The sequence below is a fragment of the Enterococcus sp. 12F9_DIV0723 genome (genome assembly GCF_002174375.1).
GTDB lineage: Bacteria > Bacillota > Bacilli > Lactobacillales > Enterococcaceae > Enterococcus_A > Enterococcus_A gilvus.
This window is the reverse complement of record NZ_NIBK01000002.1, coordinates 528571-545520: the sequence shown is the minus strand read 5'-3', so window position 1 is coordinate 545520 and position 16950 is coordinate 528571. Positions and strand designations below refer to the sequence as shown.

Below are 16950 nucleotides of genomic sequence, written 5' to 3'. Positions count from 1 at the left end.
CTTTGATTCCCGATTAGGTATCATGCTAAAACTAATTAGGACTCATTTTTTAGATAACGAAAGGATGTACGGCAAATGAACAAAGGTAGAGTTGAAGCTTTTTCTGATGCCATCCATCGTAGCAATCATTATGACGTTCTGAACGAACGAGGACCGTGATAAACTCTTTTTGAAATAAAAATTAATCCCAGCAATAGCCACCCTTTTAGATGTTTTTTGCTGGGATTTTCTCTTATAAGAGTCCGCTCACCCATAAACTTAGGAGTACGACACTTGAAACAATTGCTGTAAATACAACAACGATGAGGGTTTTCGCCATCAGATCTTTTCCAAAATGTCGTTCTTTCCGCTTCGCTTCGACGTCCTCCCCCTCCATGTAGGCGACGATTTCTTTGTAGGTCTTCACATTAGTTGCTTTCTTGATTTTTTCGATCTTTATTGCCGCCCACATTCCAATCGCCCATAAAATAAATGGAATCCAGAGACCTTTCTCGCCGAACAGCTTCCACGCAGGTCCAAATAAAATCGCTGCTGCACCGATCGTTCCAAGCATGATCCAACTATACTTATCCATCTCATCTTTTTTGATCATTTTTTTCATCGTTTCCACGTCTCCTTTGACAAGCTCATCTAAAGTCACGTCAAAAAGAACACTTAGCAATAACAGGTTATGAATATCGGGATAGCTCCGTTCGTTCTCCCAATTGGAAATGGTTTGACGAGAAACATAGATTTTTTCCGATAATTCTTCCTGGGAAAATCCTGCTTCTTCACGTAGTCTCTTGATCTGTTTGCTTAAGTTCATTTCATCCGCTCCTTCATCCTTACCCTAATCGTTCCCTCTGATACTCACTAGCAAAAGTCTTTGTCATTAGGGGTTTTCCGCTTGTCAAAAGCCTTTATCATGTTTAAAAACCTTGATTTATCAAGTCTAACGGAAAAATGGACAAAATAAAAGTCCCGACGAATTTTCGTCGAGACTGTTTATGATTATTCTGCTTTAGAACGACGGACATAGTTTTGGTAAAGAATAATACCAACAACTGTAAATCCGACTGGACCTGCGATCATCCATAATGTATCGCGTGCGCCTGCTCCTTCGATGATTGGTTGGAAGATCGTAAAGACATTCGCACCCAATACTAATAGGAAGACTACGACACTGATGACCATCGTCATGCTTTTAGATTTGTATACTTCGAATGGACGATCCAAGCCCGTTTTGTTCTTGAATTTAGGGAATGCATAGATCAAGAACAAGTATGGCAATGTCATCGAAACATTTGCCATCAAAGTCAAGATGTTGTAGAAGGCAGATGGATCTGGCGTTGCGAATGACGCGATCAAGATGATCGCAACAACGATCGCACATTGTGCCCACATTGCGTAGCTTGGCATGCCGTTTTCGTTCAATTCAGTGAATTTCTTCGGCCATAATTTCTTCGGTGTTCCCATGATCAACGTCTTCAATGGTGAATACGTCAATGTAAAGAAGGCACCACTATAGGCTAAGAACATCCCTAGACCAGTATAACGAGCAAACCAGTTACCCATACTGATCGCAGCTGCTTGGCTAAGGCCGATGCCTTTGCCAAATTCAACCCCCAAGTTGTTCATCATTACGTAAGAAATATTTCCCAAGTTTGTTGAATCGCCTGATAATACGTCTTGCCAGTTTGTGCTTACACCCCATAGGAAGATTCCTAATGCGTACCCTACAGAAATGATCAAGGCTGAAAGAACGACCGCTTTCGGGAATGTTTTTTCAGGATTGCGTGTTTTGTCGACCATCCCACCAACAGCTTCAAGACCGCCGTAAGCGAAGATCGCGAACACCGCAAACCCTAACAAACCGATTGGGCTTTGGTAACTAGGATTTGGAGAATGTAAAATGTGGTCAAATGGTTGAGCCAAGTGTCCACCATTTACAACCAGAATAATACCTGAAATCACAATAAGAACCACGTTCAAACTAGTTACTGCTAAACCACCAAGACTGGTGATTTTAACGATTCCTTTGACCCCTTTGATTGAGACCAACGTTACGATGATCATCCACACACACGCTAAAAGCCCAACCATTTGTGTTGAGTTTAACCCGAACATGTGCAGTTTTTGCGTTTGGTCGCTTCCGGCGAAAGCCGTTGTGAAGGGAATCCAAACTTTTGATGATGTTGACACCATCCAGACAACATAGGAAGCAAACCACATGAATGTTCCGATAAATGCGAAACGTGGGCCTACGCTGACTTCCAACCATTTGTACATTCCGCTGTTTTCGCCTTTGATCGTTGAACCATATTCAGCCATCATTAACGCGAAAGGAATGAAAAATAGAATTGCAGCAATGACATAAAAGACGATTGAGCCATACCCCATCAAGTAGAATGCTACTGGACCGTTAGCAAACCCGAATACTGAGGTAAAGATCATCATGACCAGAGCGCCAAGCGTCATGCCTTTTTCTGCTTTGGACATTGAAACCACTCCTATTCAATTTTATCTCGGGTGCTCCTTCGTCTGGTCTATTCAAAACTTCAATTAGTTATTAATTGAGCAAGAATTTTTTAAAGACTAGAAAACCCTAAATGTAACTTTACAATGAAAAAACACAGAACGCAAGAAACGGACTAGTTTAAATATTCAGAAAATTCTTGTCAAAGAAACCTTTTGCGCCAGAATAGAGCGGGAATAATTAAATGATAAAATAACTAGCCTTTCCCAGTAAATACTAAGCAAATTATAGCTGTTTTTTTATTGTAATTATTCGCATCACATTAATGCTGTTATATCGAATTTTTATAATGTATTTAAGCATAGGCAAACGCTTCCTTTCCAGATGTTTTTTTTATTTAAAATTAAAAAACGACAATGTATTTCCTAATAAACCTTCGTAAGAGCGTGTATTAAAAAATTTGCCGATTTATTTATGAAAAATCCATTTAAAATATTTTAGTTATTTGCCATTTAGAAACCATCATTTAGAAACGGAAAAGTCCTCCAATTTTAATCTTTCTTGTGCGCATTTTTGACCAAAGTGACACAAAAAAAGGACGAAACGCCCTCTCTTCTGAGAGTCTTTCGTCCTTTTTAACCTATTATTCGCTGATTTTTTTCCAAAAATTGCTTTGATTGATCCACAGCCAAGCACCAGATAAAATCGCCAACCAAATCATCACTCCACCATTTAGAAGTAACGGATTGAAATTCATCACTACGGCGATCACATAAAGTGCGACTACGATCACGCCCAAGATCAATGAGCCGAAGAGCCACAGCATGAGCCCATAGTTTCCGACACCTCGAGTAAAGAGCTGGCTGACATTGGTCCATGTAATGTTCAGTAAACGGTAATCGCGGCTGAAAAAATATAACGACAACAGATAAGTCCCCCACAGTATTCCTGCTAAAAAAGGAATCAGTAAGTACAACGGTGCTTTCAGCACGAGGGCAATGATCAGCCCAACGCCGCCTGCGATCCCCATTTGAATTTTACAACCGACCCAGAATTTTTGTCGAAGATATTTTCTCATGGACAACGGCAACGACTGGATGAAGAAGAAATTCTCCCGATCCAGCGAGATCAAGTTACTGACAAAAGACGTTTGGTTCAACATAACACTGGAAAAGACTATACCCGCCACAAAGAACACGCCTATAAATGTCATCGGCAAAGTTTGCAGATCGATCGGGTTCGTCGTCACCATTGTTCCCACCATCACGACAGGCATGATCAAGGAAGACGTCAACACCTGCATGATCAGATTGGGATTTTTAAGCAGTTGCACATTGTAGCTGCCTAATTGCGTTTTCAACGATTGATTGGTCTTTCGTTTTCGTTTGGTCGCAATCGTGCGAGAGCCCTCATCACTGAACTGTTCATATAAACTTGGAACGACGAAATAGCGTAGCGCAAGTAACAGCAACGCGGTTGCAACAAACAGTCCAACAAGGGTCAGAAGTCCTTTCGTCGTAAACAAGGCGTGCATCACATGGTAGAACGGCATAAATATCGCAAAGGGATGGCGATCCGTAACGCCCGCTGAATGATCCACGGAGTTTTGAGAAAAATTGATCGCGAGGATTCCTCCAACAGAAACGACCATTGAGAATCCCAGCATCAAACTCGTAAATAATTTTTTATGCTGTCGGAACAACTTGGTTTTCGTCATCCCAAACACGATCAAGCTGCACAAACTAAAAAGCAGGATAAAAAAGATGATAAATAGTAGAATGGCTCCAATCACCGCAAAGACAATGGAATAGCCGCTTTTAAACGCCGTTAAGAAAAATAAGATCAACAGCGGCAATAAAAAGGGCACGATCGTCATTCCGACCGCCAGGAATTTTGCGATGAAAACCTCCCCTTGCTTGATCGGCAACGGCAGATAATCCTGCAGGTCTTTGCTTTCGAAAAAGACGTTAAAAATGGCAGACAAGGATTGAGAAAAGCCGATCAACGCAAACAATGCCATATAATACGTAAAGAATCCCGGCAACTTTGAAAAATCGATCATGACCATCGTCAATCCGTAAATAGCTAAAAAAATGACCCCAGACAACAGATACTGCTGAACGATACTGCGAAGGACCTGCTTTCCTTTCCGTCCCTTTTTTCGAATTTGATTCGTCGCCGACGGATTGACATATAGCATATTGACGCCAATCAACCGTTTGATGATTCCGCTATTCATGAGCATCCTCCTCAATTTCAGCCACCAAATCCCCGTTCGCCTGTCGACCAGCCATCTTCAGATAGATACTCTCCAGTGATTCATTTGGATGTTCCGCTAACAAATCATCAACGGAGCCGTTATAAATCAGCTCTCCTTTTTTCAAAATCGCCAGATCATCGCACAATTGCTGCGCGGTGTCTAACACGTGTGTCGAAAAGATGACGGTTTTTCCTTTTTCCGCATGACGTTTGATCATTTCTTTCAAGTCGAAGGCGGCTTGCGGGTCTAATCCTTGCAAGGGTTCGTCCAAGATCCAGATATCCGGGTCCGGCAGCAGTGCCCCGATAATAATGGTCTTTTGCCGCATCCCATGAGAAAAGCTTTCCAGCGTTTCATCTTCATGTCCCACAAGATCGAACAATTCGATCAGCTCTTGATGCCGCTTTTCTTGCCCCTTCAGCTCATAAGCTGCGGAGATCAAATCCCAGTATTCATTAGCAGTTAATTGCAAAAACATATCTGGAGAATCCGGTACATAGGCGATTTTCTTTTTGATTGCCAAACGGTGCTCTTTTAAGTTTTTACCGTCAAACAAAATCTCGCCGCTCGTTGGTTCAATAATACTCACTAAGCTTTTGATCGTAGTGGATTTACCAGCGCCGTTATGTCCTAAAAATCCAAAGATCTCTCCTTCTCTAATCGTTAGGCTTAACTGATTCAGCGCTTTTTTCTCTCCATATACTTTCGTGATCCCTGTTAATTCAATCATTGTTCCATCTCCTCGTTTCCCCTACCAGCATCCAGAATGGCCTGCTAACTTAAGATTTTGGTCACCTTTTTAAATATAACGCGTGATTGCTTTTATTCACTATACGAGAAAAAGCAGCGACTTACAATAGAATGGGCCTTATTAAACAGAGGACTCTTGTTTCAGTAACAACGCCTTTTGCATCATTTTATGATAATAAGGCCGCATCTCCTCTTCGGCTACCGCCTCGTCCAGCTCCGCCACAGCGATCCATTTGACATCGCTATTTTCGTCCTCTTTGATTGTTAATTGCTGATCTTCCTCCGCCATAAATAGAAAGGTCGTATTGACGTGTACGTGTTTTTTGATACGCTTTCCATTTTTATAATGTTCCTCCACAGGTAAAATATCGAAGGCAAACAGCCCGTCATACATTAAGTGATACTCTGTTATCCCAGTTTCTTCCTCTAATTCCTTTTTGGCAACGTGCAGAAGGTCTGCATCACCGTCAGCGTGTCCACCAGTCCAGGAGTAGGACTGATAAATATGATGGAAGACCATCAACACCTTGTCATACGTTGGATTGACGACCCACGCAGAGGAAGAAAAATGAACCTCTGGATTGTCACGCGTCAAAAGATCCTTTTGAAATTGCAGCTTCGTCAAAAACAACGTCTGATCCGCAGCCTCCTGTTTCGTGAAGGGGACGTATTCGCTGATTTGTTTTATTATTTCTTTCATTCTTTTCACCTCATACCATTGATTTTGACTCCTGTATCTACCGATTATAACAAAAGACCTCCGGCATCAGGATAGAAAAAAGACTCGATCAACGTGATCGAGTCTTTTTGTCTATGGGATGAATCGGTAGCCTGCACCCCAAACCGTCTGGATATGTACAGGCTCTGAAGGATTTTCTTCGATTTTTTCTCGAAGGCGGTTGATGTGGACCGCTACGGTGCGGATCTCTCCAATCGATTCCATTCCCCAAATTTTTTCGTACAATTCTTCCTTGCTGAATACCCGTTGGATGTTTTCCATTAAAAACAGCAACAGCTCAAATTCCTTGTGCTTCATCACCACTTCTTTTTCTCTGACAAACACCTTCATCGCTTCCGGCTGGATCACGATATCTCCCATGCCTATCGTGTGTTGCTTTTCAGATAGCGACTGCTGCGTATTCAGGCGTTCAACCTGTGCGAGGTTGGCACGAACACGTGCGACCAATTCTGTTGGCGAAAAAGGTTTACTGATGTAATCGTCTGCCCCTAAGCCAAGTCCGCGTAATTTGTCTAGCTCCTCACTTTTTGCAGTGACTAGAAGAATCGGCACTCGCACCTCATTTCTAAGCTGGCGTAATACCTCGATGCCATCCATGGTCGGCAGCATCACATCCAATAAAATCAAATCATAGATGTTTTTTAGGGCTTCGGTCAAGCCTTCCCCGCCATCATGGATCACCGTACTCTCAAAATGATTGATCGTCAAAAAATCTTGTACAATATCTGCGATCGCCGCATCGTCTTCTATGATCAAAATCTTCTTCATCATTTTCCCCTTTACCTGCTGCAGGTTGTTTTTCTCTAGTTAATCCCTCATGTTGCTTCGCTAATGGGCAATTGGATTCTAATTTGCAGCCCGCCGCTATCAGAAGCTCGTGCTTCGATGGTCCCTGCCTGACTTTCAACAACTCGACGAGCAATTGCCAGCCCCAATCCGCTGCCTTTTCCTGATTGCGTTCGTGATTCGTCCCCGCGATAAAAAACATCAAAAAGTTTTTCTCGTTGTTGAGGCGGAACCCCTGGACCATTGTCACTGAAGGTAAGGATTACTTGTCCTGACTGCTCGTACTGTTCGATGAACAATTGATTGTCCTTTTTGGCGCCATACTTTACTGTGTTTTCAATAATATTGAGGATCACATTTCGCAACTGTTCCGAGTCGATCGCTGCCATCGTTCGATACGAATGCACGCCAAGTGTGAGCGTCAAGCCACGCTGCTTGTACTCCTCTGAAATCCCCTGAATCAGCTCAGCAATATATTTTCCAATATCGACAGGCTGTATCCTCAAGGCGTATTCCCCTAGATCGATCTTTGAAAATAGGAAAAGCTGGTCCACCAATCGTGTGAGGTCATCCGTTTTTTGAGTAATAATCTGCAAATACTTGTTCTTCATCGCGGGCGTTGTGGCAATCCCTTTGTCTAAGCCTTCCACATAAGCTTTGATCGCTGTCAGCGGCGTACGAAGGTCGTGGGAGATCCCGGCGATCAATTCTTTCCGGTTCTCACTCGTTTTTTCTTGTTCCGTCACCATCATTTCTAAGCGCTCAGCCATTTCATTGAGACTCGTCACGACTGGACGAAATTCATCATTCGCCTGATACGTTGTCCGCCAACTCAAATGGCCATCACGAATTTGTTCTACGCCATAGAGTAACGTGTTCAGTCCTTCATTGATAGGTCGGAAAATAAAACGTGCTAACACGTAATTGGTTAAAATAACAAAAAGAACCACACAAAGTACAGTCAAAAAAGCGATCAAAAGAATCATTTCCTTGTTATCAATGATTTTTTCTTCCAAATTCATATGGTAATTCGGATTGACCAGCAAAAGGGTGAAATCCCCGATAGGAAGTCGATTAAGCAAAACGTTATTGACTACAAGAGTTTCTTGTTCTGGATTCCCCACCATACCAGTGACAATGTTATTTTCTTTGTACGTTCCTTCATGCGTTACCAATGTGTGTTCCTTATCATAAATAAACAAACTATAGGCATGACGAGGATGCTCTGCGGCTAACCGATCGAGGGCGCTTGTTAGCTGCGCTTCTGTCGGCGGCTTCGAATCAAAGGATTCCTGCAAGTCTTCGAGACGTTCGTATTCTTGCGCATACCCCTTATTTTCCTGCCACTGAGTTATGAAATCACTGCCCAGCGTTTCAGAGAAAATAAAAAAAACGCCTCCTAAAACAATCGTCGTCAAAACGATCGGCATGACGATCATCAAGACATTGGAAAAATATAATCGTTGTCGAATCGTCATTTTTGCACTCCTCACTGTTCGTTTCTCTCTCTTCTTATTTAACACGAATGTTTTGTGTTTTCACGAAATAAAGCAAGTATTAATAAATAGTTTATAAATTGTTTATTCTTTCCACCCTGTTTATTTGCTTTTGTTTCTTATCATAGAAGGTGCTTTATCGATAAGATATTGACTGAACTGCTTCGGAGGAACTTTTTTATGGATGAATTTACAGGATTAACAGAAAAACAAGTAAAGGAAAAAATTGCTGCTGGGCAGACCAATGAGCATCGGATGAATCCCGCGAAGTCGACAACGACGATTATCCGGGAAAATACGCTGACACTCTTTAATTTGCTGAATTTTCTTTTGGCCTTGTGTCTTTTCGCTGTCGGCGCCTACAGCAATATGTTCTTTATCTCGATCATTATTCTCAACATGATCATTGGGATCGTGCAAGAGATTCGTGCAAGAAATATGGTCGAGCGCCTGACTTTATTGGCTCAACACGATATCACTGTGATCAGAGACGGAAAGAAACAATCCATCTCACCAGAATCATTGGTACTTGGAGACCATGTCTTGCTGAAGGCGGGGGAACAAATTCCTAGTGATATGCTGGTCTTGGATGGATTGGCAGAGGCAAATGAATCTCTGCTCACCGGCGAATCTGATACGATTCCCAAAAGAAAAGGATCGGAAATTTTATCAGGAAGCTACTTAACCAGCGGGCAGCTACTCGCCGAAGTCCAACATGTGGGAGCTGAAAACTATGCCGCAAAAATCATTAATGAGACAAAAACGGCAAAACCGATCAAATCGGAGCTGATACAGTCCATTCGAAAAATCTCAAAATTTACAAGTGTTATCATTCTACCCATTGGACTCTTACTTTTTATTGAAGCATTTTTCTTACGCGACAGCTCTACCCATACCGCAGTGGTCACTTCTGTTGCGGCGCTTTTAGGGATGCTGCCGAAAGGATTGGTCTTGCTGATCAGCATTGCATTGACCACAGGCGTCATCAAATTGGCAAAGAAACAGGTTCTTGTTCAGAATATGTACGCCATTGAAAATTTTGCGCATATGGACATTCTATGTTTGGATAAAACGGGAACCTTGACTGAAGGAAACATGCAGGTGGAGAATCTCTATTTGCTAGATGAGGACTATCGCGAGGCACTGCCTAATTTAATGACCAGCTATTTAGCTGCCACCGAGGATAGCAACCCAACAGCTCAAGCCTTGAATCGGTATTTTGGCTCAGGGGCGCACGACCCGGCAAAGCAAGTCTTGCCCTTCTCGTCCGAGAGAAAATACGGCGCGGTCACCTTTGAAAACAATACAACTCTCTATTTAGGATCGCCAGAAAACCTGTTGCCCGCGGAAGAGATCCCCAAGATCATTCAACACTATCAAGAATCCGGACTGCGCATCTTAGTGATTGCCTTATCGCCAACAGTGCTTTCAGAGCAGCCCAGCGGCTTAGCACCTATCGCCTTCTTGACCTTGAGTGATCCCATTCGCGAAAATGCAAAAGAAACCTTGGATTTTCTAACTGAACAAGGTGTGACACTAAAAATTATTTCCGGCGACAATCCGAAAACCGTTGCTGCGATTGCTGAAAAAGCAGGCTTTAAAGACTATCAGCAAGCCGTCGATCTTTCGGCATACACAAAAGAAGAAGACGTTCGTGCACTCGCCCACACCCATTCGATTTTTGGACGGGTAACGCCACAACAGAAAAAGCTTTTGATCCACGAATTGAAATCTCAAGAGAAAACAGTTGGTATGACGGGGGATGGCGTCAACGACATCCTTGCCCTTCGCGAGGCGGATATCTCTATCGCCATGGCTGAAGGCGATGACGCGACTCGTCAAATCGCTGACGTGGTGCTTTTAGATTCCAACTTTGGCAGTCTGCCGAACATCATTTTTGAAGGCCGCCGTGTTGTCAATACGATCACGCGTTCCTCTGGCGTGTTCTTCATTAAGACGATTTATTCCTTGCTAGTTTCCTTGTTCTGCATTTTGACTGTCTCGACGTTCCCTTTTATTCCGCTTCAAATCACCTTGATTGATTTAGCGATCGAAGGCTACCCTTCTTTCTTCCTATCCTTCGAGGAGGATAACAGAAAAATCAAGGGACGGTTTTTACCAACCGCGATCAAACGCGCGCTGCCAAGTGGACTATTAGTCTTGGTCAATGTCGTTCTCGTCTGGCTATTTGGACAGTTCTTCTTGTCAGCATTAGATACACGTACCTTGATGTACTATTTACTAATCGGAATCAGCTGCTTTGCGGTGATGAAGTCGTGCCAGCCCTTCAATCGTCTACGACTATTTTTAGTTGTTACGACGACGATCGGCAGTTTTGTAGCAGCTTTACTGTTCCACAACCTGTTATCTATCGGCTTGGTCACATTTCCGATCTTCCTCTTCTTTTCAATAATGATGATCGGAAATATTCTACTATGGCAACCGCTTGCCAGCAGAATCAACAAAATGAAGTTGGCGTTTCTCTAATTTATAAATAACAAAAAACCTGTCCGATTGGACAGGTTTATTTGTTATTTTGCTCTTACCGGCAACCAGACTTGGAATGTTGCATTTTCTGGATTGGCGTCCAGATACAGTTCAATATCCGGCAGTTCTGCATACTCAAAACCAGATGTCGGAAGCCATTCGGTGAAGATTTGTGTTTGAAGCTCTTGGATCGCACCGGGCATAGGTCCCGTTCCAGAAAAGATCGCCCATTTAGCTGCGGGAATTTCGTATTGCTTGAAGTTTTCAGGCACGTCATCACTGGCAACACCGATGACATATTCCCACTCTTCTTGACTTTCTGCTGTCATTAAACTAATGCCCATGACCCCTGGATTCTGCTGATCCATGATGGGAATGAGCAGCTCTAAACAGCCGTCCTTACTTGTTTCCGCCCAAAATTCTGGAATCTGTTTTTTAAACTTCTCCATGTCTTTGTCTAACGTGATCCCTACTCCTGTTACATTGAAAACGGACTTGTCGATTAATTGATATTCCATCGCATAAACTCCCTTTACTGTAATTTTGAAGGTCAACATGGGATAGCTGGTTAATTTAGCGCCAGATTGCTTTGCTTCTTTCGGGGTGATTCCGTGGACACTCTTGAACACCCGATTAAACGACGTCGGTGAATCATAACCGAATGCCGCCGCGACATCGATCACCTTTTCACCTCGTTGCAGTGCCACACCTGCCAAACTCATCTTACGGCGTCGAATGTATTCACCCAAAGTTACGCCGGCGATATACGAAAACATTCGCTGATAATGATAGGTCGAGCACTGCGCCAATTGCGCGATCCGATCAAGATCAATCGTTCCCGTCAAGTGCGCCTCCACATATTCAATACTGTCGTTAAAATGATCCAACCATTCCATTCATCTTCCTCCTACATTTACTATACTGGGAAATGGAGCCGTATACCTCTTAAAACGTGCCGAGTTTGAAGAGCTTAAAAATGCAGCTTCGCCAAACGATCAAAAGCTTCCGCCAATACCTCTAATGGTTGTGTCGCTGCCAAGCGAATATAGTCGTCCCCCACCGTTTCACCAAAGGCTTTTCCGGGAACAAACAACACGCCGCTTTGTTCCAAGACCGTTTCAACAAACGTCACTGAATCTAGCCCGCTTTTACGGATATTGATAAACGCATACATGCTGCCCGTCACGGAACGCAAGGATAAATAAGGAATCTCTGCCACTCTTTTTTCAATATACGTCAATCGTTCCTTAAAAATCTCGACTGTCGGCGGCACGAGTTCTTCATAATGGTTCAACGCATAGATCCCGCCGCGCTGAGAAGCTGTCGGTGCCGAATACGTGATGCTCTCATTGATCATGCCGGCGACTTGATTAATATAGGCGGGTGCGATCATGTAGCCTAGTCGCCAGCCAGTCATCGCAAAGCCCTTCGACACTCCACTGATGGTGATGGTATTTTCAGGGGCAAGACGCGCCATCGGGACAAATGTTTCTTTGAAAGCAAAATCCTCGTAGATTTCATCAGAAATAATGAATAAGTCATTTTCAATAGCAACCTCCGCGATTTTTTTCAACGTTTCTTCAGAGAAAACCGCGCCTGTAGGATTGTTTGGCGAATTGATGATGATTGCTTTCGTCTTATCTGTAATCGCTGCTTTTAAATCTGCCACGTCTAATTGAAAGTCGTTTTTCTCATAGGTCGGGACAAAAACGGGCGTTCCGCCAGATAAAACAACTTGTTCGCGATAGGGTGAAAAATAAGGCTCATGGATGATCACTTCATCACCTGGATCAAGCAAGACTTGCATGACGAGGTACATTCCATGAAGAGCCCCCACGGTTGCTCGAACCTGATTGATCTGAAAACTCAAATCGTATTTTTTTTGATAAAAGTCAACGACTGTCGTTAAAAATTCTTTACTGCCATCCGGTGCCGTATAATTTGTGGCGCCCTTTTTTACGTCTGTATAGGCCGCTTCAATGATTTTTGGATTGGTGATCAAATCTGGGTCACCGATCGACAGATCAATAATATCTTCTTTTTCCTTTGCTAAAACAGCGATCTTCATCAGCAAATTTTCTGCCGGCTGCTGGAAGCGCTGTGCAATTTTATCTTTGTTCATCCTGGTTCCTCCGCCTCTGCTTACAATACTTTATTTAAGAAATCCTGTGTCCGGCTGTTTTGCGGATGCTCGAAGATTTCTTCTGGTGTCCCCTCTTCTTGAATGATGCCGTCCGCCATGAAGATCACACGGTCCGCTACCTCTTTCGCAAAGCCCATCTCGTGGGTCACGACGACCATCGTCATGCCTTTTTTGGCTAAATCCTGCATAACCGCCAACACTTCGCCGACCATTTCCGGGTCAAGGGCGGAGGTTGGTTCATCGAATAGCATCACATCTGGATTCATTGCTAAAGCTCGGGCGATCGCCACCCGCTGCTGCTGCCCGCCAGACAAACTCGCAGGGTAGCTGTCTGCTTTTTCCTTTAAGCCTACTTGATCCAACAGGGCTAATGCCTGTTCTTTGGCCTTTGTCGGATCTTCTTTTTTGATTTTTACTGGCGTAATCGTTAAATTCTCTACTACACTCATATGCGGGAACAGATTGAAACTTTGAAAAACCATACCCATTTTTTGGCGAATTTGATCGATGTTGCTGTCGGGTGCTGTGATATTTTGCCCCTCGAAAAAGATCTCGCCAGAAGTCGGCTCTTCTAAAAGATTCAAGCAACGCAGAATGGTACTTTTCCCGCTTCCTGAAGGACCGATGATGACTACCACTTCGCCTTCTTTGACCGTTAAATCAATGGCTTTTAAAACTTCATTGTCGCCAAAACTTTTCGATAGTTGTTTTACATTAATCATTTAAGCCCATTCTCCTTTCAACTAATCCCAATAGACGGGAAATACAGAAGGTCATTACGAAGTAAATCAGCGAAACGAGCACGTAGGGTAAGAACGGCTTGAAGCTGGCTCCTTGTACGACTCCTGTTTGGAAGATCAGCTCGGACACCCCGATGACTGAAACGACTGAGGATTCTTTGATGATCGTCACGAATTCATTACCTAATGCTGGGAGAATGTTCTTGATGGCCTGTGGGAAAACGATAAACCGCATCGCTTCTTTTTGATTCATCCCCAAGGAACGCGCCGCTTCCATCTGACCTTTGTTCACCGCGTTGATCCCGGCACGGACGATTTCTGCCACATAAGCCGCACTGTTTAATGAAACGGCGATACAGCCGGCTAGAAGTTTGGATAAATCTAGGCCTAATACGCCTGTACCAAAGTAAACGATAAAGATCTGAACCAATAGCGGGGTTCCCCGAACATATTCAATATAAATTACTGCAAGAGCCTTCAAGATCTTGCTTTTGCTTAACTTCATCAACGCCAGCAAACTACCAAAAATCAATCCGAAGAGTACACCAACAAATGCTAATAAGATGGTATATTTCGCCCCATTCAAATAGTATGGACCGTATTTTTGCAAGAAAGATTGGTCTCCTTGAAACATTAATTCATTGGCATCTTTTTGATAGCCTTTCAGAAGTTCTTCATCATTGATCGTTTTGATCGAGGCATTGACGTGCTTCTTCAATTCTGGGGTGTTTTTTGACATCGCAATCGCGGTCACTTTTTCACCTTGTTCAAATTTCACTGGTGCCAGCTCCACATTGTCGCTTTGCTGTACATAGGCTTCAGCTACTGGCTGCTCCAGCACAACGGCTTCCACTTTTTTATTCAGCAAATTATTGACTAGGTCGGGCACTTTTTGCAGAGAGGTTGGTTCTGCCCCCGTCATTTCATTTTTGACGAGGTCTTCTTGTGTCGTTTGTTTTTGAGCTCCGACGGCTAATCCATCAAAATCAGCGGTCGTTTTGAATCTGTTTTTGTCTCCTTTACGAACCAGTACCTTTTGCTGAACGACAAAATACGGATCAGAGAAGTCTACTTCTTTTAACCGTTCCTCAGTAATAGACATCCCTGAAATAACTAAGTCGATCTTTCCAGTCTTCAAGGCACCGAGTAATGCATCAAAACCGAGTTCTTCGATTTTTAGTTTGACCCCCATATCCTTTGCGATTTTCTCTGCAATCGATATGTCAAAGCCAACGATTTTATCTTTTCCATCCACTTCTGCGTGGAATTCATAAGGCGCATAGTCTGCCGATAGACCAACGACCAATTCCCCGCTTTGTTGAATGCGTTCGTAAATTTCATCTTTTTCTGCTCCTTGTGCGGTTGCCGGTAAAATACTCAACAACACGAACAGCACGGTGATCAACGCACCAATTTTCTTTTTCATCCGTCCCACTCCTTCTTCTTATCTCCTGATTCACTCTTTTCAATGCAATTATCAATTTTGATCTTTATTCTTTGATCCGCGCGATTAAGGCTGTTGCAAGATCGCAGGTGGAAAAACCTCCTGCCGACACTTTATGAATAATAATATAACTATGCAGATATTTATAGAATAAATATTCAAAATCAACTTGCATTTATACTACCACAACTATTATAATAAAAAAAGATTTATCTAAAAAAATAATGAAAGAAGTTTTTCGATGACCAAACAGTTGATTGTACGTGGTGCACCACAGGAATATGAACTAAAAATCAATGCCTGGAATTCCTTAGAATCCCACCTAAATAGAAGAAAGATCACAAACATTCTCGTCCTCCATGGCGACACCTCTTGGAAGTCCGTAAAATCCTTTTTCCCTGAGCTATCAATAACAAAAACGTTTCATTATTATGGCGGTCAATGTACGGATTCTGCCGCTGAAGAATTTGCGTCTTTATGCAAGAGGGAACAGTTTGACGGTATCGTGGCAGTCGGTGGCGGAAAAGTGGCTGATTTAGGAAAGTTTGTCGCGTTCAAAGCACAGCTGCCGATCCTTATTTTGCCAACGTTGGCTGCAACCTGTGCTGCTTATACCCCATTAAGTGTCGTCTATGATGAGGCGGGCGTTATGCTGCGGTATGATATTTTTCCAAAGGCCAGTGATCTGGTTTTGATCGATCCTACCATTCTTTTGCACTCCCCTCGTGAATTGATGATCGCAGGGATCGGTGACACGCTCGCGAAATGGTATGAATCTCACGCCATCATTTCTCAATTGGAGGTACTTCCTGTCGAGGTTCAAGTCGCAGCCTTTGCCGCTGAAAAGTGCCGCTGGATTCTTTTAGAAAAGAGTACCGACGCATTATCAGCAATGGCGAAGAACGAACTGAATCAAGCCTTTGTCGATGTCGTTGAAGCAAACATTCTACTGGCGGGCATGGTCGGCGGATTTGGCGATGAATATGGGCGGACAGCAGGCGCGCACTCGATCCACGATGCGTTGACCGTTTTGCCTGAGAGCCATCAGCAGCTTCACGGGAATAAAGTCGCCTACGGAATTTTAGTTCAATTGATGATCGAGGACAATCTAGCAGAGATCCAACGGCTGCTCCCGTTTTATCATCAATTGAATTTGCCAACGAGTTTGGCTGATATGTCCTTGCAGTTGTCAGAGGCAGACTATCAAGCCGTGGGAGAACGTGCTTGTGCCCCCGGCGAGATGATCCATTTAATGAAGGAAACGATCACACCAGCGCTCGTCATTGAAAAAATGAAAGCTCTGGAGTCCTTGATGAAAAAATAAGAAAGCGGAACTTGTTTTGACAAGTTCCGCTTTTTTGGTCTAGCTTGAAAAAAAGTGCAAAAAAAAGATACGAATGAAACGTATCTTTTTTAGAAAAGTTTCCCAGTTCTAATGGCATAAATAGTTAAGGAAATCAGGATGAACAACGCCAACATTTCTACTAGAAAGTCAGTGGTTTTTACTCCGTTTTTCGAAGTGTTCTTCTCTTGTTTCATTGCTCTATTAGGGCCCTCCTTACGTTTACAATGCAAGGATAGCAAACCATTGGTATAGGCTCGTAACAATTCTTATTGAATTTGATTAGAATACTGTGAGACGACCCTCAT

Annotated in this window: 13 protein-coding genes; 2 read left to right on the top strand and 11 right to left on the bottom strand. The window is 43.2% G+C overall.

Going from position 1 to position 16950, the window contains the following annotated elements; all coding sequences use genetic code 11:
• Positions 1-232: 232 nt before the first annotated feature.
• The 7 genes from A5868_RS15670 to A5868_RS15640 form a co-directional block, all read right to left on the bottom strand.
• Positions 233-805: a helix-turn-helix domain-containing protein gene (locus tag A5868_RS15670; protein WP_086304692.1), complete on the bottom strand. Its 573-nt coding sequence runs from the start codon at positions 803-805 to the stop codon at positions 233-235.
• A 185-nt stretch (positions 806-990) separates the two neighbouring features.
• A complete protein-coding gene (yjeM, locus tag A5868_RS15665) occupies positions 991-2478 on the bottom strand; it encodes a glutamate/gamma-aminobutyrate family transporter YjeM (RefSeq protein ID WP_010779353.1) in 1488 nt (495 codons plus the stop codon).
• Positions 2479-3098: 620 nt separating this feature from the next.
• Positions 3099-4694 (bottom strand): ABC transporter, encoded by a 1596-nt coding sequence (locus A5868_RS15660; protein ID WP_086304690.1) that lies wholly within the window; start codon positions 4692-4694, stop codon positions 3099-3101.
• Positions 4687-5445: an ABC transporter ATP-binding protein gene (locus A5868_RS15655; RefSeq protein WP_010779355.1), complete on the bottom strand. Its 759-nt coding sequence runs from the start codon at positions 5443-5445 to the stop codon at positions 4687-4689. The genes A5868_RS15660 and A5868_RS15655 overlap by 8 nt, the downstream gene beginning before the upstream one ends.
• Positions 5446-5586: 141 nt before the next feature.
• On the bottom strand, positions 5587-6165 hold the full coding sequence (locus A5868_RS15650) for an NUDIX hydrolase (protein WP_086304688.1): 579 nt from the start codon (positions 6163-6165) through the stop codon (positions 5587-5589).
• Positions 6166-6276: 111 nt separating this feature from the next.
• Positions 6277-6972 (bottom strand): response regulator transcription factor, encoded by a 696-nt coding sequence (locus A5868_RS15645; RefSeq protein WP_086304686.1) that lies wholly within the window; start codon positions 6970-6972, stop codon positions 6277-6279.
• Positions 6973-7019: 47 nt separating this feature from the next.
• The gene (locus tag A5868_RS15640) at positions 7020-8468 is read right to left on the bottom strand and encodes a sensor histidine kinase (protein ID WP_086304684.1); all 1449 of its coding nucleotides are present in this window, start codon (positions 8466-8468) and stop codon (positions 7020-7022) included.
• Between the two features lie 198 nt (positions 8469-8666).
• Here A5868_RS15640 and A5868_RS15635 point away from each other — a divergent pair, with 198 nt between their 5' ends.
• On the top strand, positions 8667-10973 hold the full coding sequence (locus A5868_RS15635) for an HAD-IC family P-type ATPase (protein WP_086304682.1): 2307 nt from the start codon (positions 8667-8669) through the stop codon (positions 10971-10973).
• Between the two features lie 44 nt (positions 10974-11017).
• On the opposite strand, the gene A5868_RS15630 is transcribed toward A5868_RS15635, so the two are convergent.
• From A5868_RS15630 to A5868_RS15615, 4 genes are all read right to left on the bottom strand, one after another.
• Positions 11018-11869: an AraC family transcriptional regulator gene (locus tag A5868_RS15630; RefSeq protein WP_086304680.1), complete on the bottom strand. Its 852-nt coding sequence runs from the start codon at positions 11867-11869 to the stop codon at positions 11018-11020.
• 74 nt (positions 11870-11943) lie between these two features.
• Positions 11944-13095, bottom strand: coding sequence for a pyridoxal phosphate-dependent aminotransferase (locus A5868_RS15625; RefSeq protein WP_086304678.1), 1152 nt, complete (start codon positions 13093-13095; stop codon positions 11944-11946).
• A gap of 20 nt (positions 13096-13115) precedes the next feature.
• The gene (locus tag A5868_RS15620; RefSeq protein ID WP_086304676.1) at positions 13116-13838 is read right to left on the bottom strand and encodes an amino acid ABC transporter ATP-binding protein; all 723 of its coding nucleotides are present in this window, start codon (positions 13836-13838) and stop codon (positions 13116-13118) included.
• Entirely contained in the window at positions 13831-15282 is a 1452-nt protein-coding gene (locus tag A5868_RS15615) for an ABC transporter substrate-binding protein/permease (protein ID WP_086304674.1), read from the bottom strand. The genes A5868_RS15620 and A5868_RS15615 overlap by 8 nt, the downstream gene beginning before the upstream one ends.
• Positions 15283-15541: 259 nt before the next feature.
• On the opposite strand from A5868_RS15615, the gene A5868_RS15610 reads away from it, so the two are divergent.
• Positions 15542-16624, top strand: a complete 1083-nt coding sequence (locus A5868_RS15610; RefSeq protein WP_086304672.1) for an iron-containing alcohol dehydrogenase family protein — start codon at positions 15542-15544, stop codon at positions 16622-16624.
• Positions 16625-16950 lie beyond the last annotated feature (326 nt).